At 42.9% G+C, this 19,829-nt stretch carries 18 protein-coding genes; 4 read left to right on the forward strand and 14 right to left on the reverse strand.

The genetic code is table 11. From position 1 onward, the window contains the following. Positions 1-20: 20 nt before the first annotated feature. Entirely contained in the window at positions 21-1,013 is a 993-nt protein-coding gene (locus tag GE278_06975; protein ID QLK60517.1) for a right-handed parallel beta-helix repeat-containing protein, read from the forward strand. Between the two features lie 60 nt (positions 1,014-1,073). Here GE278_06975 and GE278_06980 read toward each other — a convergent pair whose 3' ends face one another. From GE278_06980 to rhtA, 11 genes are all read right to left on the reverse strand, one after another. Further along, positions 1,074-2,906, reverse strand: a complete 1,833-nt coding sequence (locus GE278_06980) for a DUF563 domain-containing protein (GenBank protein QLK60518.1) — start codon at positions 2,904-2,906, stop codon at positions 1,074-1,076. A gap of 25 nt (positions 2,907-2,931) precedes the next feature. Then, complete coding sequence (locus GE278_06985; GenBank protein ID QLK60519.1) at positions 2,932-6,684, reverse strand: glycosyltransferase; 3,753 nt, start codon at positions 6,682-6,684, stop codon at positions 2,932-2,934. A gap of 16 nt (positions 6,685-6,700) precedes the next feature. Next, entirely contained in the window at positions 6,701-7,951 is a 1,251-nt protein-coding gene (locus GE278_06990; protein ID QLK60520.1) for a hypothetical protein, read from the reverse strand. 94 nt (positions 7,952-8,045) lie between these two features. Further along, the gene (locus tag GE278_06995) at positions 8,046-8,483 is read right to left on the reverse strand and encodes an adenylyltransferase/cytidyltransferase family protein (GenBank protein ID QLK60521.1); all 438 of its coding nucleotides are present in this window, start codon (positions 8,481-8,483) and stop codon (positions 8,046-8,048) included. A 17-nt stretch (positions 8,484-8,500) separates the two neighbouring features. Further along, entirely contained in the window at positions 8,501-9,166 is a 666-nt protein-coding gene (locus GE278_07000) for an ATP-binding cassette domain-containing protein (protein ID QLK60522.1), read from the reverse strand. Next, positions 9,163-9,939 (reverse strand): ABC transporter permease, encoded by a 777-nt coding sequence (locus tag GE278_07005; GenBank protein ID QLK60523.1) that lies wholly within the window; start codon positions 9,937-9,939, stop codon positions 9,163-9,165. The genes GE278_07000 and GE278_07005 overlap by 4 nt, the downstream gene beginning before the upstream one ends. Positions 9,940-10,579: 640 nt before the next feature. Continuing rightward, on the reverse strand, positions 10,580-11,083 hold the full coding sequence (dps, locus tag GE278_07010) for a DNA starvation/stationary phase protection protein Dps (GenBank protein QLK60524.1): 504 nt from the start codon (positions 11,081-11,083) through the stop codon (positions 10,580-10,582). A gap of 406 nt (positions 11,084-11,489) precedes the next feature. Further along, positions 11,490-12,167, reverse strand: a complete 678-nt coding sequence (locus GE278_07015) for a hypothetical protein (GenBank protein ID QLK60525.1) — start codon at positions 12,165-12,167, stop codon at positions 11,490-11,492. Next, a complete protein-coding gene (locus GE278_07020; protein ID QLK60526.1) occupies positions 12,164-12,745 on the reverse strand; it encodes a sigma-70 family RNA polymerase sigma factor in 582 nt (193 codons plus the stop codon). The genes GE278_07015 and GE278_07020 overlap by 4 nt, the downstream gene beginning before the upstream one ends. A 64-nt stretch (positions 12,746-12,809) precedes the next feature. Next, positions 12,810-13,373: a fasciclin domain-containing protein gene (locus GE278_07025; GenBank protein QLK60527.1), complete on the reverse strand. Its 564-nt coding sequence runs from the start codon at positions 13,371-13,373 to the stop codon at positions 12,810-12,812. A gap of 197 nt (positions 13,374-13,570) precedes the next feature. Then, complete coding sequence (gene rhtA / locus GE278_07030; protein QLK60528.1) at positions 13,571-14,545, reverse strand: threonine/homoserine exporter RhtA; 975 nt, start codon at positions 14,543-14,545, stop codon at positions 13,571-13,573. Positions 14,546-14,965: 420 nt separating this feature from the next. Between rhtA and ompX the strand changes: the two genes are divergently transcribed. Both ompX and GE278_07040 read left to right on the forward strand, forming a co-directional pair. Continuing rightward, positions 14,966-15,499 (forward strand): outer membrane protein OmpX, encoded by a 534-nt coding sequence (ompX, locus tag GE278_07035; GenBank protein QLK60529.1) that lies wholly within the window; start codon positions 14,966-14,968, stop codon positions 15,497-15,499. Between the two features lie 528 nt (positions 15,500-16,027). Then, on the forward strand, positions 16,028-16,627 hold the full coding sequence (locus GE278_07040) for an antibiotic acetyltransferase (GenBank protein QLK63229.1): 600 nt from the start codon (positions 16,028-16,030) through the stop codon (positions 16,625-16,627). A gap of 125 nt (positions 16,628-16,752) precedes the next feature. On the opposite strand, the gene GE278_07045 is transcribed toward GE278_07040, so the two are convergent. The 3 genes from GE278_07045 to GE278_07055 all read right to left on the reverse strand — a co-directional run bounded on the left by GE278_07045 (position 16,753) and on the right by GE278_07055 (position 18,928). Then, the gene (locus tag GE278_07045) at positions 16,753-17,517 is read right to left on the reverse strand and encodes a molybdopterin-dependent oxidoreductase (GenBank protein QLK60530.1); all 765 of its coding nucleotides are present in this window, start codon (positions 17,515-17,517) and stop codon (positions 16,753-16,755) included. Next, entirely contained in the window at positions 17,510-18,160 is a 651-nt protein-coding gene (locus GE278_07050; GenBank protein ID QLK63230.1) for a cytochrome b/b6 domain-containing protein, read from the reverse strand. Before GE278_07050 ends, GE278_07045 begins: the two co-directional genes overlap by 8 nt. 144 nt (positions 18,161-18,304) lie before the next feature. After that, a complete protein-coding gene (locus tag GE278_07055) occupies positions 18,305-18,928 on the reverse strand; it encodes a hypothetical protein (GenBank protein QLK60531.1) in 624 nt (207 codons plus the stop codon). Between the two features lie 211 nt (positions 18,929-19,139). Here GE278_07055 and GE278_07060 point away from each other — a divergent pair, with 211 nt between their 5' ends. Then, on the forward strand, positions 19,140-19,814 hold the full coding sequence (locus GE278_07060; GenBank protein QLK60532.1) for a response regulator: 675 nt from the start codon (positions 19,140-19,142) through the stop codon (positions 19,812-19,814). The last annotated feature ends 15 nt before the right edge of the window (positions 19,815-19,829 follow it).

Here is a 19,829-nt window from a genome sequence, read left to right on the forward strand (position 1 = left end):
GATAAGAGGACTCTGCACAGATGCGAGAAACCCTGAAGTTTAAACCCTGTGCATTATTCTCTCTGATGATTGTTCTTCCTTTATCCCTCTCAGCCTGTGCTGACGGCGCTTCTGCCTCTGATTCACGTGAATGCAAATTGCCGGTGATTAACGGCAACGTCTCGTTACAGCCATCCTGCGTTTATCATCAGGAGATGATGATAACGCGCAGCCACACGACTCTGGATTGCCGTGGCGCAATCCTTGATGGCCGTAATGAAAAGTCATTTGGTATTGTTGTTAACAGCAAAGGCAAACCGCTGTCCGATGTCACCATCAAAAACTGCAAAATTCAAAATTATACGCACAGCGGTATCCGCATCACCTCCGACATTGCCGCCAACAAACTGAGCCCCGACCACGCTGAGAACTACCGGCGCACGCCTACACGCGTGAACCTCGAGAACGTTGAAGTCACCGGCAGTGGTCGCGTTGGGATTTACTTTGATGATTACGTCACCCATTCCACGCTGAAGAACTCAGTCGTTCGTGATTCCTATATGTCCGGCATCTATCTGGAACATTCATCGCGCAACAACGCCATTGTCGGTAACCAAATTATTAATAACGGGCATGAGAGTTTCGGCAAGGGTAAACGCGAAGGGCTGGCCGTAGATTCCTCGGCTTATAACCTGATTGAAGGGAACCACTTTGAATCCAACGGGGCAGGGGGCGTGTTTCTGTATAAGAATTGCGGCGAGCATTTCAGCACCGGCAAATCGGTGATCCGCTGGCAGCATAGCGACCATAACGTCATCCGCAATAATACGTTTGTGAACGAGCCCGTAGGCATCTGGCTGGCATCCCGGCAGAACCGGGACTTATCAGGATTTGATTGTGGAGATAAGCCAAGGGATGGGAGCGGAAAGTACTTTAACGATTATGCGGATGATAATTTGGTTGAGGGGAATAGGTTTGTGGGGGAAGGGGTGAAATTTAGGGATGAAGGTCGAGAGAATATCAGGATGAATTAATTTACCTAGCATCTGGCTGGTTAATATACCCCGCTAAATCTATATTAGCGGGGTGCTTAATCAAGTCAGATTTTTTAATACATTATCTAAATACTGCTCATCTCTTTCATAATTGAAATTATAATCTGACATAAATGCTTTAAGGGACCAGGTTTTCCCATGCTTAATTAAAGAGTCAGACCAAATATAATCCAATTCAATGTTCTTTACTGAGCAAATTAAATGGTCGTTTATCGAATTATATGAATCTGCACCCATTGAAATTAAATTTTTAGTATTATCGCAAAACATTATATTGAATAATCCGCTTCCTGAATATCCTGCTATATGTTTGGCCTGGCAGAAAGTTTTAATTTGATCTTCCCAAGAATAATTTTCTGGACTAAAAAATTCGAAACCAGCATTCAGGAATTTTTCTTCGAGGCGTTCAGGATTTAGGCATTTCCTCACTCCGGATACCGGTCTTGCAATGAAAAGCCTATCCCCTTTTATTCTTGATTCGCCACCTATGACGCCTTCCCTTATAGCAGACCAAATTTTGTCAATTTCAGGATGAACGTGGCCACCTATTACATAGTAAGGGCTAGCAGTATATAGCGTTCTAACACGTACAGTCTCATCGAATACTTTTATATCTTCATCTGCGATACCAAAACTATTTAATATTTTCCTGGCGTAAGAGGGAAGTTGGGCATCTTTTTTTACACTCAGTAATACCTTAAGGTTAACGATATCACTTTTAAGTTGTTTCCAGGCCCACAAGCGTGAAATAACTTCCGAGGTGAAATGTCCAAAGTGTGATGGATATTCAGAATCTAAATATAAAAAATCGCCATCTAAATCTAAAGTAGTTGAAGGGTTAGCTAAACTGTAGAATTGATTTTCTAATGAACGAACATGACGATTTGATAAGTTTTTTTGATATTGCATCCTAAATGTATCCGGGAGTAAATAGTTACCCACATAAACTATTTGACCCGGTGTGCAGCATGCATGCTCATATTTGTTAATGTAGGTTGGAGGAATAGTGAATACAGGACTATGTTGCGATAATAGTAGTTTTTTTATATTTCCATCAGATCTGCATTTTGACGTGAAATTATTTATTTTGTTCGAGTAGAATACGTTCGTACCTGGAAGCGAACCAGCCTTGATTAGATCGCATGCGATCTGAGATCTTAGTCCTTTGAAGGTATGACCTTGCTTTTCTACAATAGCTAACTTCCTAATAATGGCTATTTTTCTAACGTGCTCGGATAAACCTAAAATAGTCTTATCTGAAACATCTTTTAACTCTTTTGGCGATATGGACAAGTTAGATATTTTATTTAACAAATCTAGTATGTCATCACCCTCGCAGTCAATCAGTGGCGTAATGAATTTGGCATGTAACTCTTCAATGAAATAAAGACCATTTTCTTTTAAATGCAGAAATAGTTTTTTAAATAGATCTAATTTATGAGATTTTCGATTCGAACTATGTTCAATAATGACGTCAACACTGCCGATATTAACTGACCAAGTAAGTAGTTCAGTAATTGATGGGAACTGGATTATTGTTGCATTATCTTTATTTTGATCAGAGATATCAATGTTCTTTTTATATGTAAGTATCAAAACTTTAGAAAGCGGAAATCTCTCCGCAAAAATAGACAGCATTTCTAAAGGGACATCATCTGATATTACGACTATATTACATTTCCCAGACCATCTTGAGACTATTTCATCCTCATAAGTCATCAAATAATTATTATTCAGTGAGGACTGTTGAAGTTTAAACTTTTTGCCTAATTCATCAAGTGTTGTCATATTATAAAACCAATTAGTGTAAAGGTATTCATTAGTTGGTGATGTGTATATTGGAGTTTTAAACTTTCCCTTGCAGAGAACCATTAAAGAATTCTACATTCATATCTTATTAGCTAATAATATCGTAGAACATATTTATAGCATTTTTTTGATACTTGTTAATGTCGAAATTATCTTTTTTGGTGGTATTTTCTAAGCTGCAAATCATACCATTAACCAGGCCTTCTACGCTGTTATCGACGAGTAATCCGTAATCATCACCGAGAACTCCACGGTTGCCAACAATATCGGTTGCCACTATTGGTTTTTTAAGAATCAACGCTTCAAAAAGAACCATTGGTTGTCCCTCATGATTAGAGGATAAAACAAAGCAATCAGACCTTTTAAGATATGGGAAAGGATTGTCCTTCCTTCCAAGTAGTATAACTGATTCTTCAAGTTTCAATTGAGTAATAAGAACAGTTAAGTGAGACTTTAATGGACCATCACCTAATATTATCAACTGTGAATTAGGATTAAATTCGTGAACTACTTTAAATGCTCTGATCAATTTCTCATGATCTTTTTCAGGGGATAAACGCCCCAAGGTAACGAAGGAATATTTTCCTTCATCGAAAATAGTATCATCAATATCTTCAGAAGATAATAGAGTAACACTATTAGGATTCTGCAGGTTGTCTGAAAATGCAAATTTTTCCAAAGGGATATTATAGGCATCAGTCATATTGTTGCAGTTTAAGTCTTTAGTAGCAGATGAAACTGAAACAATAGAATGGTAATCATTATACAAATTAAAATTACACTCAAGATATGGGAAACGTAATTTAAACTCTGCACACATGTCATTATGTTGATATATGATGCTTTTTTTTGTTTCAGAAGTCATGGATGCAAATAGTGACACCCATTTTGTATTATATCCTTCGAAATTAACGATGGCGTCGATTTCTTTTCTACCGAAAGTACGATAAAAATCACGTTGGTAGGCATTTAAATATGTTTTTTTCATTTCATCAGAAGAGAAGTTTTTATAATTAATAAATTTCCCAGATACCCATTTTTCCTCTGGTGTGAAATAAATAGTTCCACTATGGCCGATTACCCGGACTTGGTCGGGTAATCTATTAATCATATTTAAACGTTCATCATGTCCATTTAAAGCAGAAATATCAACAGCTAAAAACACATTATATTCATCATAATTTATTGCATGAAAAAGATTTATGGCTGATGTTGCAATACCATTTGGCATAAATGGGCCAGCATAAATGAGTATGTTTTTTTTCGTGAAATTACATGAAACACTGATATTATCCATCTTTTCGAAAAAGAACATATCAATTACCCTTGATGAGGATTTACCATCTTCATAGGGAACAAAACAATCAACTTTCTCAATATTATTTGGATCAAATCCAGATTCAATTGCCGAAACTATAGCTTCAGAGAGCTCGTTTTGCTCATGACAAATTCTGCCGGGGAATTCGTCAGGTGAAATGTATAAACCTCGCTCCAATTTATAATCTTCGATGTCGTAGGTATAAAATAAGATTGGTCTTTTAAGTGCAAGATAATCAAATGCGATGCTTGAGTAATCAGTTATTAATAAGTCAGCAACAGATATTAGTAAATTAGTATCTATATCTGCTGGAGCAACAATAGCGGGTATCTTTGTATTGGCAATCAGGCTTTCCATCATGTGATGACCGCGAAAAATAATTTTATATCCGCTCTGAGACATAGCCTTAAGATCATCTAATAAGCGATCAGTATCGAATTTCACTTTACCATGAATGCCTCTCCATGTTGGAGCATAAAGAACAACTTTATCTTGAGATGATATATTGAGTCGTTTCTTAACAGCTAACAGTTCTTCCTTTGTTGCATTCAATGTTATGTCTGTTCGAGGGTAGCCTGTTTCAGCAATAATGGCTTCTGATAAACCCTGAATATCATATCTTTCAAGCAAGATATTATTTGTATATTTATTTTGGCTTATTATGTGTGTTGCCTGAAGGAGGTTTCTCGCTACATTAGCATGAGAGAGATAACTATCTTTGATATCCTTTCCTAAATACTTCATCGGTGTGCCATGCCAAGTATTCAGATATTTTTGACCTTCTTTGCGAAGAAAGTAGTTTGGGAATGAGACGTTATTAATTAAATATTTTGCACTGGCTAAATATCTTAGGTAAGCATCTGAGTTTCTAATAACAACGATTACGTTTTTCTTTCTTAATATATTGGCTGGGGTTTTAATACCATTTTGTATTACCCATACAAATTTGAAGTTTTTAAATTCAGCTCGTTTGCTTAAATTTGAATATATAGCATATGGATTACAACTTACAGATGCGCCATGAAAACTTTCTAATAGAATATAATCATTCTTAATTTCTAGGCGTTCATAATATTCTAAGTAACTTGCTACAAACTTGAGATGTTCTTTCGATTCATATTCTTCAAGAGAAACGCCATATGCTTTAGAGTAGATTCTTGTATCAAGAAATACTTTACATGCTTCACTATATTTCTTATTTTTAAAATATGAATAACCGAGTTTAAAATACCACTCTGAATTATAAGTATTCCTTCGCTCTAATGATTTTTTAAATAACTCATTAGATTTTATCAAATCACCGGCTTGTTCTAATTCCGTAGCCCTCTGATGGTACTCGTCAGCAGTCCAAGGGTTAGTTGAAAATAGCTTGTGTGAGAAAGTTTTATTGACAAATGTGCGATCGGTCCTCATCATTAAGAATGATAAACAAGAATTTTCAAACTGACCGATTTTATATAAAACAAAGCCTAAACGATAAAATATATGAGAGTTGTGCTTTATATTTCCTCGCGAGGCCATTTCATAATGCCTGGCTGCCTCTTTAAACTTGCCTTGCCTTTCCAATACGAAGCCAAGTCTAAAATTCCAATTAGGATTTCCAAGTTTAATTTTAAGTGCAATTTTGTAGTTTGATTCTGCTTTTTCCCATTGATAGCTTCGGTCATAAGCCATGCCCAAGTTATATATTAAATCCGCATTTTTATTATTTTTTTTAACAGATTTCTCTAGTTCATGGGCAGTCTCTGGCCATAAGCCTTTATTTTTATGAAGGGCAGCGACACCATATTTTTTAACATCAGAGTTTTTGGAAAGCGCTACTGCATTTTTGTAGGCTTCATCAGCCTCATGAATATTTCCATTTTTCTCTAAACAATAACCCAAATTATAGAGTGATTCAGTATTATTCAAACCTAATTCAATGGACTTTTCGAATGCTCTCTCAGCTTCCGTAAAATTATTCATTTTAAGGCAAGCTGCACCTAATCTAAAAAATAGTTCTGATTTTTTTTCATTGATCTTGGTGGCTTGTATTAAGGCCTCAACCTCCTGCCACCATTTTCTTTGTTTATTTAAAGATTCGGCGAGTTTATCATAATATTCATATTTACTGCCATCCAGTTCTGCCGCTTTCCTAAACGCCTTTTCTGCTGCTACTGTTCTTGAAAAACCTAACAACAACACGCCAGACTTAAAATGTTTTTGGGAATTGCCACCATTAGAGATGAATACTGAATTAATAACATCTTCTGCTTCAGACTTTCTCTGGATATTATCTAATGCGATGGCACGTCGATAGTTCCAACGTTGATTGTTCGTTTCTTTCGATGTTGCGATTTCTAATTGTTTTTCAGCAAGTTCCCACTTTCTAAGTTTACTGTAGAGAAAACCTAACTGATAATGCCATTTAGGAAAACAATTATCATTACCTGCAATAGCTTTTTCTAAATGTAAAGTTGCCTTAGCCCAATCTCTTTTTTTCAAAAAATACTGTGATTTTCCGTAATGTAAATATTTCAACATTTTTTAACCTAATAGTTTAATTATTCTCAAAGTGTATTTTTTCTTCGCCAAGTTTTTTTAGGATGTTCATGTGAAAATTGATTTTTTGGCTTTCGTCTAAATGTATAGCATTGGCTAATTGTTTGTAGCTATGTACTACTAATTCTGGGTTGCTCAACACACTTGCATTTGGTGTGTCAAAGGCTGAGTCAAAACTTGATTTTTCTGTTCTCCAGTCACCATAATTCTCTGTGAGATATAAGTCATACTCGACAGGAATCAAATATTCATCTTTCAAAAATTTATGTTTAACTAGTGAAAATGGTGTGTTGTTCCACTTAAGTTTAGAACCTCCATGCCAGTAGTTATTCTCCTCTCTAAAATGGAGGAATATATCAACAGCAGTACCATTAACATGTTTAATTCTGATCGCTAATGATGAGCGAGAAGCTTGGATGTAAAACAGTCCAGAGTTTTTAACGTGATCAATAATGTTTTCAACACCAACGTCACTCCAAACACCAACATCAATATCCTTGTCATGACTTAGCAGTTTTCTTTCCCTTATACAACCCAGTAATGTTCCACTGATGAGGAAAAATTCTATTCCGGCATTTTTGAAAACTTTCTTTAAATCTTTTAACGCTCTAGATGCTCTATCAGAGGAAAAATTTTTTTTGCTACTATTAGAAGGGAAGATAGCTTCTTTATTTATAGTCTTTTGAATAAACTCCTTCCACAACTCTACTGCTTCACCGTAGTTTTTTGAACGCATGGCTGAAGTTGAAATATAACTTAGAAGTTCATAGTGACAGGCCGGGATTATCCCGTTCTGTTTGTATAGTTCCCATAGCGATTTTAATCTTTGATGGTCTTCATTATTAGTTGTTAAGTTCGCTAGCAATAACCATGTTTTTAGCCGGTGAGAGTTTTTAAGGGTTAATTCCAAAACATCTCTCGCTAACTCTTTCTTATCTTCTAATCTGTAGGTTTCACTAAGAAGAAAGGCCATGTCAGCATGTTGAGGATATAGACTAGTAAGTTTATTTAATATCAATCTCGTTTTTCTGTAGTTTCCTAATAAAAAATTTAGATGCGCAGCATAATATTTTAATAGAGGATTTTTATATGTCTTTTTCCAACTTAGAAAGTTATGCATTATATTACTCTTACCTCTTGATAAGAAATAATCAAAAGTTAAAGCGTAAAGAATATTTAATGGCGTTGTAATTCCAAAAAACCTACATTCTCGATAGGCTTTTTTGAACGCTAAATGTATTTCTTGCAAAAAAACCTCATACTTAAAATATTAGCCAAGTATAATGCATTAAAGCCTGATTTACTAACCAAGTGTCATATGTTAATCCAAACCAATACTACAATTAGATCGGGTTAGCGTTAATTACAGAGCTGTTAATGACGTTCTCACCATATGCCTTAATCTCTTCAATTAGCTGAGTTGTAGAAATTCCTTCTGTTCTGGGAAGATAAATAACTTCGCAAAGTTCTTTAAAAATATCAAAACGGCCAGCCCAATCATCACCCATTATTAAAATGTCAGCATTATATTTTTTGATGTATTCACCTTTAAGTTCAAGAGACTCTTCAATGAAAACTTCATCAACACAGTTAAGTGCTGCGATAATACTTGTTCTTTCCAGTTCTGAATAAACCGGATTTCTGCTTTTCTTAGAAAAATTGAGAGCATCGGAGGAAACTCCGACAATTAGACGATCGCCGTGTTTTTTAGCACGTTGCAATATGTTGATATGGCCTATGTGTAAAACATCAAAAGTACCGAAAGTAATTACTGTGCGCATTTATATATCCTTAGTGTTTATATATTTTCATCAATTTTATAACTTTCAATGGCTTCATCCACCGAATCGAAGTACTTAACTTTATTATCCCTTCCTATAAGCAAAGCTACATCACAAAACTCTTTCAGCGATCCCAGGCTATGCGACACCATCAAAAAATTGGCTTCTTTATGCCGCGCTTTGAACAAGTCAGCACATTTCTGCTTAAATCTGGCATCGCCGACCGCTGTAACTTCATCGACAAGATAGTAATCAAATTTAAAAGCCATGCTCAGGCCAAAACCAAGACGGGATTTCATACCGGATGAATAGGTTTTAATCGGCATATCAAAATACTTTCCCAGTTCTGCAAATTCTTCGACAAAGGCGACTTTGTCTTTGAGTTCTTCAGATCTGGCATAGAGTCGTGCGACAAATTTGACGTTCTCGCGCCCGGTCAGGCTGCCCTGAAATCCACCAGCAAGGCCGACGGGCCAGGAAATGGTTTTATCTGTGTGAATCTTGCCGGAATCTGGCCGGTCAATACCGCCGATGACGCGTAATAACGTCGATTTACCGGCACCATTTCGCCCAATCAATGCGACGCTTTTACCTGAAGGCAGTTCAACATTCAGATCTTTAAAAACGTAATGACGACCTTTCGGCGTGCGGTAAGATTTTGTCAGGTTTTCAATTTTCATCATGATGTCAGCATCGCCTCTTCACGATTACGATAGAGGGCTAATCCAATGAATAATACCACTAGGGTACAAGTGGCCAGATAATTTAAACTGACGCCTTCACTGATATAACCAGGCACAACGGATTCACGGCAAAGCTCCACAACATGAACGATAGGGTTCCATAGCAAATACGGCCAATATTCTTTCGGAATGTTATGCAGTGAAAACATAATGCAGGAAAAAAAATAGAGAGGTTTAATCAGAATTGGTAAGAATTTTTCGGTTTCGGGGAAGGATTTTCCGATCACCATGAATATTAATCCAATACCACAAGAGAATAGAACAAGAAGAACCCAAACCATAATCAGGGTAATAAGTTTAGTGACTTCGAATTGCTCGCCGAGCAGCCCGACAATGGCCATCAGCAATACATAGACCACTGTATAAATTACGGTTTCTAACATGGCTCTAGCGAGGATAGTATCGATGGGTTTCACGGGGCGATAGTTGAACAAACCCTGATTGGCTTCTATTGCCCCAATCGAGCGGTTGGTGATATTGCTAAATACAAAAAAGGGAATAATTCCGTTAATCAAAAAAACCGGAAACGAAATATCAGGCATTGTTCTATGCATTATATAGCCAAAAATAGCCAGCATGATCAGAACATGAGCTGAAGGCTCCAGTGCCGCCCACAGATACCCAAGCCGGTACTTACCAAAACGAGTTTTGATTTCCCTTAAAAAGAGCGCTTTAACCGCCGCTTTTTGTACTTCCAAGCCACTACGTGCCATCGATTTATTCCAGTTTTTTACGATTTTCCACGCTACCGCCCCTGGCTTACAGCTACCAATGTGCCGGGAACAGGGTCAGATTGTGGGAAGCGGCTTAGCATTTCACTGTTGTCATGCTGCCGAAGAGGGGAGTCACTTATCCATAAGTCGCTTTCTGAGGATTAACGCCGGTGTGAACGTCCCTTGTCCGAATTTCTTTTACTTTCATTGATTTAGAGAAACGCTTACGTTCACAAAAAAGTAAAGGTTACGACCAAATATTTCAGCAAGTTACAGGTCATCTCACAATCTTGTAAAATTGCTTTGGTCTATTAATTTGCCTTAAACCATTCATCTAGCCTATGGGTCTAAGATGTTTCTGAGGACGAAAATAAAAGTCCTAATAATCAGTCGGATAGTGGTACCGGTTTCACGGTTAATTAGCCACCAATTAGTTTATGTAAAAACTATTTACGCTGGTTATTATTAACATTGGTGTGCAGTTGAGCGTTGAAGGGGAAGTTCAGAGGCAAAAAAGAGGACATCTGCGGGGGGATAACGCAGGAAAACAAAAAAGGCCAGTCGCTTTCGCCACTGACCTTCTTTTTAGCATTGATCCGTTGTTAAGCCGCAGGCTTCAACTGCGGCGATCGAGTCCTGATTACTCGATGTTGGATTCGATGAACCACAGGAACTTATCCAGGTCGCGGGACGCGGCGGTGAATATATCTGCGGTGTCTTCATCTTCCACTTCGCCGATCGCTTTACGCGTATCGTTCGCGACCACGGCGTAACGTTCTGCCAGTGCTTTCAGGTGTTCCTGCACGGTATGGATGTTAGTCGGGTAGCTTTTCAGTGGCGTTTTATCGTTAACCACCTGCACGGTACCCAGCGCCACGCCACCTAACTGCACGACACGTTCTGCGATAGTGTCCTGATGCTCGGTGATCGCAGTACGGAATCCGTCCAGCATTTCATGTACACCGATGAAGTTAGCGCCACGCATGTTCCAGTGCGCCTGCTTAGTAATCAGTGACAGATCGATAAACTCAGTTACCAGACGGTTCAACACTTTGATCGTATCCAGTTTTACACTTTCATCTACATCGTTGCGTGTATAAATGAGTTCAGAAGATTTCGTTTTGACCAGTTTGGCTGTACTCATAATAGATATCCTCTTCATTGAGTTGTTATAAATGACTTTGTTTCGTAACTGGACTCAGTATAGCAATAAATCGCAGTTTTGCAGGAAAGTCGTTCCTATCGTTGTGATAGCGTGTGCAGATATTGCATCACGAACAGTTGTAATCAACTTATCATGCTGATTTTAAAGGTGGATAGGAATGTTCCTGAACGGTGGGAAATAATCGTGCACAGTAAGTGTTAAATATTTAAGAATGTTACATGACGTGTGGGGATATATATTTTCGATGCGCGGTTAAGAGAATGAGAAATATTAACGTCTGCGAATGATTATTTACTCCATAATATCCAGTCTTATCAATAATCAACGGCGTAAATATTCCCTGCCGTTGATTATTGATGAAAGTGACTGTCGTAAATTTGTACTCTCAGAGTGCCAGAGCCCCGCTATAGAGTACCGCGCCAGTCGGCTGCCCAGTCGGAGAGCCACCGTGCGGTTCAACACTGATCGCCAGCGTAAAGCCCGGATCCGGCATTTTGGCGGCCAGTGTCAGCTGAGTCGGTTGCTGAGTATTGAGTAATCCGAGCGATAGCGGTTTGCCGCCCGGCGGAATAGCCCAGAGTTCGAGGCTGCGGTCTGCCGCCACGCGTTGGGTATTCAGCGGTGTCAGCATCAGGCTGCGCGTACTCATGTCGGCGCTCACCACCCACTGCCCGCCCTGGACTCCCGTGCTGCTGGCGAGTATGGCTACCGGCAGCGGCGTAGCGGGTTGCACCAGCAGACGTGGGATCAGTAACAAGGCTGCGAGTCCGGCGGCCAGCGCCCAGCCGAGATAACCGCGAACGGGCGTTTTTGGCGGTGCTGTACGTTTAACCGGTTGCAGATCCAGATTATGCCGGATGCGTTTCCAGACCGAGGCAGGGGGGATCACCGGGACAATCTGGTTATCCAGTTGGGTAAAGGCTTCCTGCCAGCGGGCCACTTCGGCTGCCAGTTCAGGGTCGTCACGCATATTTTGCTCGAACTGAATTTTTGCTGCGCCGCGCAAGGTGCCGAGCGCATATTCAGCCGCGAGTGCAGCATGATAATGGCTTCTGCTTTTCATAGTCCGACGCAGCTCTTTAAGTGATCCAGGGCGCGACGGATCCAGCTTTTAATCGTCCCCAGAGGTTGTTGTAAATGAGATGAGACCTCGCCGTGAGACAGACCCTGATAATAGGCCAGGATCAGGCTTTGTCTTTGTTCTGCGGGAAGGTGCGCCAGACAGTTGGCCAGAATTTTTGCATCACTGTCCTGCTGCAAACGTTGCAGGGGCTCATCGCTTTCTTCGACGTAACGGTCCGCCACGCTGTCGTCCAGTTCGTCTGTCTGGTTGTCGCGCCCGCGCATCCAGTCGATGGCGCGGTTGCGGACAATGTGGGTGAGCCAGGTCATCGGGGAACTGAGGGCGGGGTTGTAAGACGCCGCCCGGTTCCACGCGGTGATGTAGCTGTCGTGCAATACTTCTTCCGCCCAGGCGTGCCGCCGCAGCATACGCAATGCGACGGCGAAAAGCCTCGGGGACGTCAGACGGTAAAGTTTCTCGAATGCCTGACGGTCACCAACGGCCATCGCGCTCATCAGCTCTCGCTGTACTTCCAGCGCTTTCTCTGGTGCTGGTGTAGTTAACAAAGGGTCATGCATTCGCCCGTCCTGACTGTCTGAGATGCTGTTTTATATGGGGATCCAGCTCTCAGTATAGACGGTATTATTTAGGCATCAGGACGGTATCGATAACATCGATCACACCGTTCTTCTGCTGGACGTCATAGGTACTGATGTTGGCAATATTGCCTTTGCCATCTTTGAGCTGAATATTATGCGGACCGTTGTTCAGAATCCACAGTGGCTGGCCGTTCACGGTTTTCAGTTCCGCGGTGCCGTTGCCTTTTTTCAGCAGTTTTTCCAGATCTTTCATCTCATATTTACCGGCCACTACGTGGTAGGTCAGGATGCTTGTCAGCGTGGCTTTGTTTTCTGGTTTCACCAGATTATCGACGGTGCCCGCTGGCAGTTTGGCAAACGCAGCATTGGTTGGCGCAAAGACGGTGAACGGGCCCTTGCCTTGCAAAGTATCCACCAGCCCGGCGGCTTTGACAGCGGCGACCAGCGTGGTGTGGTCTTTAGAATTCAGGGCATTTTCTACGATATTTTTGGACGGATACATTTCAGCGCCACCGACCATGGTGGTGTTTTGAGACATCATTGCAGCCATTGACGCGGTGCTCAGCAGAAGAGATGCACAGATAGCGGTACGGAGTAATGTTTTCATGATGGTGTCCTTCGTATGTTGAGTAGGTAAGGTCTTGCCTCACATCAATACATACGAATGAGCCCCTGCTTTTGGATGCAGGAAAAATTGAAAATAAGTGAAATAAACGAATTTAATTTTTAGTGTATTGATTAAAAAGAAAAAACCACGTGGTGAAACGTGGTTTTAATGATGTTCAAATGATGTTCAGTTGCCGGTTATTTCCCGGAAGGATTGTTTCCCGGCACATCTACCGTCTCGATTTTCGTTTTACGCTGGATGGTCAGCGTTGAACCCGCAGATGCCGCAATAATTGCCGCCAGACCCAGCCATTGAGAAGCCGTCAGAAACTCCCCTAAGAAGATAATCCCGGAAAGCGCCGCCATGGCCGGTTCCATGCTCATCAGCGTGCCGAAGGTTTTGGCGGGCAACTTGGTCAGCGCCATCATCTCCAGTGAATAAGGAATGGCGGAGGTGAGCAGGGCGATGAGTAATCCCAGCGGCAGGATTTCCCAGGTAAAGATAGAGGTGTGCGCCTGCGCGACGCCAATTGGGAAGAAGATAATAGCCGCGATTACCGACCCCATCGCCGCCGTGCCCGGCCCGTAGCTGCTGCCAGCACGCTGTCCGGCGAGAATATAGATGGCCCAGCAGGCACCGGCGATCAGCGCAAAGCAGGCACCTTTAAGATCCACACCACCTGCACTTTGGCCCAGCGGCAGCAGGAAGAGTAAACCGGCAACGGCCAGCGCCACCCAGACGAAATCCACCGGACGGCGGGAGGAGAACATCGCGACCGCAAGTGGTCCGGTGAACTCCAGTGCAACGGCAATGCCAAGGGGCACAGTGCGCAGTGCCAGATAGAAGCTGTAGTTCATACAACCGAGCGCCAGCCCGTACATCAGCAGGGCGCGAAAATTGCCGCCGCGCATTTTAAAGCGCCACGGGCGGAAATAAATTAGCAACAGAATGGAGCCGAGACCCAGACGCAGTGCCGTCACACCCTGAGGCCCGACGACCGGAAACAGGGTCTTTGCAAGCGATGCGCCGCCCTGTAGTGAGAGCATGGCGATAAGAAGCAACAGAATCGCAACCAGAGGAGAAGATTTTTTAGGCAACGCCGGTAATGGTGGGCTGTTGTTGTGTTCTTCAGCGGGCAGAGTGCTCTGCGGTTTATTTTCTGACTGTGTCATCCATTGCGCCTTTTGAGGTGATCCGATTCATCCAGAATGTTCAGATTTATAGTTTTGAAAAGAAAGGTAAAGCACCGTCAGTGTAGAGGGAAATGGGGGAAGAAAAAATCAGTGAAAAAAGTTTTTTTCGGCAGCGGATTTTCCGAAAAAAAATTTAAAAAGCCGAAAATGTTGCGAAAAGATGTCGATTTTTCGTCCAAAACTTTAGGAATTATCTGCTAATCTTAAAAAGTTCAATAAGTTTTTCTTATAGTTTTAGTGATGAAAATCACAATAAAATGAATAGGATACACCATGTTGGAAACTTTATGTTACACGATAGAGTGCTTTGGACATCTATATTCAGGCAGAGTTTCACGCTGGTTTTTGTTATATTTTCAAACGTGAAGGTTACTTTGGTTTCCCATTTTGAGGTGGTTTATGAAAAAAATTGCATGTCTTTCCGCATTAGCTTGCGTAGTAGCACTGGGCGTTTCAACAAGCGCATTCGCTGACACCAGCACCGTAACCGCTGGTTACGCTCAGGGTGATATGCAAGGCGTTGCTAACAAAGCAAACGGCTTCAACTTGAAATACCGTTGGGAACAAGATAACAACCCACTGGGCGTTATCGGTTCATTCACCTACATCGAAGACGACAGCACTCCGGCTTCTGGTGACTACCGTAAAGCACAATACTACGGTCTGACTGCAGGTCCTGCTTATCGTCTGGCTGACTGGGTTTCCATCTACGGTGTTGTAGGTGTGGGCTACGGTAAATTCCAGCAGAATGATAACGCTGCATCTACTGAAAACCGTCAGAAATTTGACAACAGCGACTACGGCGTATCTTACGGCGCGGGTCTGCAGTTCAACCCAATCCAGAACGTAGCTCTGGACGTTTCCTACGAACAGTCCCGTATCCGCAGTGTTGATGTTGGCACCTGGATCGCTGGCGTTGGTTACAGCTTCTAATTCTTCGAGATTGAGTAACGTTTAACGTTACGCCAATTACGAAAATGGAAAACCGCTCACTTGAGCGGTTTTTTTATGTCTGAAATATGCTCTGAATCCATTTATATCTTCTTATGCCTGGTGAATGCTGCGTCTCAACCATTTGAAATTTAAAGTATTATTTTTATTTGCACCCTTATTATCGTGAATGCCGAAAACCTTTGATAAAATACAATTTAAGACTCTGGGGAGAAAATAATGAAACTGCCAAATCTGGAAGATAATCTCGATCAACTTTGCTCAATTCCATTTAGAATGTCGCGTGTTGATGGTTCATATAAGGTTGAACCTATCAAACTAATGAAGGATGGAAGCATATATGGACATTCGAGTTCTAATGAATACTCGTGGAAAATTATTGAAGGAAAATTAGCCTTTCTTAGCAAGGATGGGAGAGTTAGTACCCTTTTTGATGATTGTTCTGTTGTAGATAATAAATTAATACTGAGCGGTGACTTTTTATTACGCCCACAGCTTGCTATCAGACATATGCTGCAGCAAATTGAGTTTTCTTGGGAGAACCGCGAAAGACCAGAAACGCTTACGCAAAAATTATTGAAAGATGGAGTGGTTAAATATGGTTGGGAAGTTGGAGACCATACTTATGGAAATATTAGTGTATTAGAGCCGAGAATGGCAAAAATAAAAATCGGCAAGTTTTGTTCTATTGCAGGTGGTGTTACTATTATTCTTGGCAACCATAAAACGGATACAGTTACTACATACCCTTTTAGTACGCTAAAAAAGTATTGGCCTGGTGCTCGCCGTTATTCTATTGAGGATCATTTTTCAAACGGTGATGTTAACATTGGAAATGATGTATGGATCGGGCGTGGTGTTACCATTATGTCTGGCGTGAGAATTGGTGATGGTGCGGTGATTGCTGCGAACAGCTTAGTTAATAAAGATGTCGAGCCTTATTCAATAGTTGGCGGCATGCCAGCAAAAAAAATCAGACTTAGACATCCTGAAAATATCATTGAAGATTTATTACAGTTAAAATGGTGGGAATGGAGTGATGAGTTAATTGATAGCAGGTTGCCTGACATGCTCTCAAATGTAGAAAATTTCATTAAACTTTATAAATGATTTTAGAGCCCATGATTGAAAAGGGCTCTAATTAATAAAACATTTCCTTAAATATTTTTTTTTACAAGTAGATTAAATAAAAATCAGCTCAGACTAACGAATGGAAATTCTATCCAATGCTGTCATCAAATCCCGCTAAACCAGTTATACCCCTGATCTTCCCAGTAACCGCCAGGGTTCTCATTGGTGACAAAAATAGCGCCGATATGTTTGGCGTTTTTGAAGCCGAGTTTAGTAGGCATTCGCAGCCGTAGTGGATAGCCAAAATCGGGCGGCAGCGGTTTGCCGCCAAAATCCAGTGCCAGTATGGTTTGCGGATGCAAGGCCGTGGCCATATCGATGCTGGAATAGTAGCGGTCGTCGCATTTGAATCCGACGTATTTCGCGGTGAGATCTGCACCGACGTGTTGCAGAAAGGTTTTCAGCGGCACGCCTTTCCACTGGCCAATGGCGCTCCAGCCTTCAATGCAAATCAGGCGAGTGATCTGACTTTCCTGCGGCAGGCGCTGCAACTGTTCCAGCGTCCACGGGGCTTTCTTCTGCACCAGACCGGAAACTTCCAGCCGGTAATTGGGAATGTCGATCTCCGGCACATTGTATTCCGGGTAGAATGCATTGAAGCGGAAAGGTGTAGTTATCTGATCTTCACGATAGGTTTGCGCCAGCTTCTGGCCGCTGAACAGCCAGCCCTGCACGCGGTCATTCCAGCGGGACATCGCCCACAGGACTTTGTCGACCTGGTCACCATCCTGCAAATTACAGCCTGTCAGCATTGAGACTGCACCCAGCGTCAGACCGGAGCGCAGCAGCAGTCGGCGCTGTATATTCACCAGTTGCTTGCGCTGATCGGGTTCGATAATGATTTTCGGGCGGTCTGATTTATCACTCATCAGCGCTTTCCTCCGTACTGATTTTTTTGCCGCCGGTAATCATGGCGACAAAGGTTTTCGGCACCAGTAACACCATGACAACGTGAACTACCACGAACAGCATTACGCCGCTCATGGCAAAGAAATGAACATAGCGGGCAATATCAAAACCGCCAAACAGCCACACCAGACCGCTGAACTGCACCGGTTTCCAGATGGATAATCCCGAGAGCACCAGCAATACGCCGAGCAGCAGCACGCCGACGTACATCAGTTTCTGCACTGCGTTGTACTGGCCGAGCTTATGCGGAAGGTGGAAAGTCAGGGCGCGGACGGTATCTCGCCAGACGGTACGCGGCGAAAACGGAAAAAAGTCGCGTTTAAAATGGCCGCTGAAAATGCCCCAGACCACATAAAATAAAGCGTTGGCCGCCATCAGCCACATCACCGCCAGATGCCAGGCAATGTTGCCTCCCAGCCAGCCACCGAGCGTGGCGCTTTGCGGAAAGGTAAAAGAAAAAATCGGGTCGGCGTTATAAATTCCCCAGCCGCTCATCACCATGCCGATCATCGCGAAAAGATTAATCCAGTGGCACAGACGAACCGGCCAGGGATGAATACGTTTTTTTTTCGCCAAAGGGAGAGTTGAAGTAGGCGTACGCAGCGGGGAGGGTTGAGATTTCACGGATAAGCTCCTGCGTAGTGAGAAACTGCGCAAAGTGAAAGAGGGAGGTTTCACCCTGCGCAGTTTTTCAAAAACAACTTACGCTTGCTGACAGACACGGCCTGCAGGCGTAAGTGCTAAGGGTTACATCGGTGGCGCGACGCCGTCTTTACCGGCGGCGATACCACGGGCAACCAGTGCGCCTTTATCGTCTTTCATCGCAAACAGCACGATTTTAGTCCCAGGTTTCAGCAGGCTGCGGTCGCCCGGCGCCAGCAGAACCACCGGCACATCGTCAGGCACCACAACCGTTTTTTCTGCGTCATGGTATTTAACGGTCAGCGTGCGGCCATTGGTGTTCACCAGTTTGCCGACGGTACCGTTGGTCATGGTATTGATTTTGCCATCGGCGGATTCAAACGGGTTGAAACCTTCGCCGCTGCCGCGCAGGCTTGGCGCAAATACGTGCACTTCCAGTGCTTTCAGCGTGCCGTTGGCCTGCGGAACAGCTGCGGTACCGATGAAGCTGTCGGCTTTAATGTCGCTGATCTGCCCTTTGGTTACGGCGTTGATTTTGGTCTGGTCGGTCAGTTTGACGTCCAGCTTCTCGCCCTGACGGGTGGTGACTTGCATCGAGGAATCATTAACGGACTCAATGGTTCCGCGCGTTGGTTTGATAACGTTGTCAGCCGCAAAGGCGGTGGTCATCCCGCTGCACATCAGCAGCGAACCGAGTAAAAGACCTGCAAGGCGTGTTGGTGTATTCATGTTTATCTCTCCAGTTTCTTACGTATTTTCATTCGGGTAGAAGAATCACTGCGCGTACCAGTGATGAATAACTTTATTAAGAGTGGACGATAAACCGGGATTGGCAGATGACAAGTTGATGACAAAATTGTCATCAAAGGTGTCTGACGAAACTGATAAACTTCTCTGGAGTCATTCTTTGGGGGAATGATCGTGCGGCGCTGAGGGCTGAATGCGGATACTGGTGATAGAAGATGATGTCAGCACAGGCGATTACCTGAAAAAAGGGCTGACCGAAGCGGGTTACAGCGTGGATCTGGCGCGTAACGGCGCTGACGGGCTGTTTCTGGCGCTCGAAGACGGCTATGACGCGGTGATCCTCGACGTCATGCTGCCGGGGCTCGACGGCTGGCAGGTGATGGAAGTGCTGCGCAAAAAAAGTGACGTGCCGGTGCTGTTCCTGACCGCGCGCGATGAAGTACAGGATCGCATTCATGGACTGGAGCTGGGCGCTGACGATTACCTCATCAAACCATTCTCCTTCACCGAGCTGGTGCTGCGCATCCGCACGCTGCTGCGCCGTCCCGCCGCCCGCGAGCCAGATATCTACAGCGTTGCCGATCTCAATCTCGACCTGCTGCGCCGCCGTGTAACCCGTCAGGATCAGACCATTGCGCTGACGAATAAGGAATTTATGCTGTTGCATTTGCTGATGCGCCGTGAGAGCGAAGTGCTTTCACGTACCATGATTGCCTCGCAGGTATGGGATATGAATTTTGACAGCGATACCAACGTAGTGGACGTGGCGATCAAGCGCCTGCGCGCCAAAATCGACCGCGCCTTTGACGTCAAACTCATTCATACCGTGCGCGGCATCGGCTACGTGTGCGAAGTGCGTCATGACTGAGAAGCCAAAAATCAG

The sequence above is a fragment of the Enterobacteriaceae bacterium Kacie_13 genome, assembly GCA_013457415.1.
Classification (GTDB): Bacteria; Pseudomonadota; Gammaproteobacteria; order Enterobacterales; family Enterobacteriaceae; genus Rahnella.

Coding starts and splice junctions, on each gene's coding strand:
- GE278_06975 (QLK60517.1), top strand. CDS start 21: ATGCGAGAAACCCTGAAGTTTAAACCCTGTGCATTATTCTCTCTGATG.
- GE278_06980 (QLK60518.1), bottom strand. CDS start 2,906: ATGGTTCTCTGCAAGGGAAAGTTTAAAACTCCAATATACACATCACCA.
- GE278_06985 (QLK60519.1), bottom strand. CDS start 6,684: ATGTTGAAATATTTACATTACGGAAAATCACAGTATTTTTTGAAAAAA.
- GE278_06995 (QLK60521.1), bottom strand. CDS start 8,483: ATGCGCACAGTAATTACTTTCGGTACTTTTGATGTTTTACACATAGGC.
- GE278_07000 (QLK60522.1), bottom strand. CDS start 9,166: ATGATGAAAATTGAAAACCTGACAAAATCTTACCGCACGCCGAAAGGT.
- GE278_07005 (QLK60523.1), bottom strand. CDS start 9,939: ATGGCACGTAGTGGCTTGGAAGTACAAAAAGCGGCGGTTAAAGCGCTC.
- dps (QLK60524.1), bottom strand. CDS start 11,083: ATGAGTACAGCCAAACTGGTCAAAACGAAATCTTCTGAACTCATTTAT.
- GE278_07015 (QLK60525.1), bottom strand. CDS start 12,167: ATGAAAAGCAGAAGCCATTATCATGCTGCACTCGCGGCTGAATATGCG.
- GE278_07020 (QLK60526.1), bottom strand. CDS start 12,745: ATGCATGACCCTTTGTTAACTACACCAGCACCAGAGAAAGCGCTGGAA.
- GE278_07025 (QLK60527.1), bottom strand. CDS start 13,373: ATGAAAACATTACTCCGTACCGCTATCTGTGCATCTCTTCTGCTGAGC.
- rhtA (QLK60528.1), bottom strand. CDS start 14,545: ATGACACAGTCAGAAAATAAACCGCAGAGCACTCTGCCCGCTGAAGAA.
- ompX (QLK60529.1), top strand. CDS start 14,966: ATGAAAAAAATTGCATGTCTTTCCGCATTAGCTTGCGTAGTAGCACTG.
- GE278_07040 (QLK63229.1), top strand. CDS start 16,028: ATGCTGCAGCAAATTGAGTTTTCTTGGGAGAACCGCGAAAGACCAGAA.
- GE278_07045 (QLK60530.1), bottom strand. CDS start 17,517: ATGAGTGATAAATCAGACCGCCCGAAAATCATTATCGAACCCGATCAG.
- GE278_07055 (QLK60531.1), bottom strand. CDS start 18,928: ATGAATACACCAACACGCCTTGCAGGTCTTTTACTCGGTTCGCTGCTG.
- GE278_07060 (QLK60532.1), top strand. CDS start 19,140: ATGCGGATACTGGTGATAGAAGATGATGTCAGCACAGGCGATTACCTG.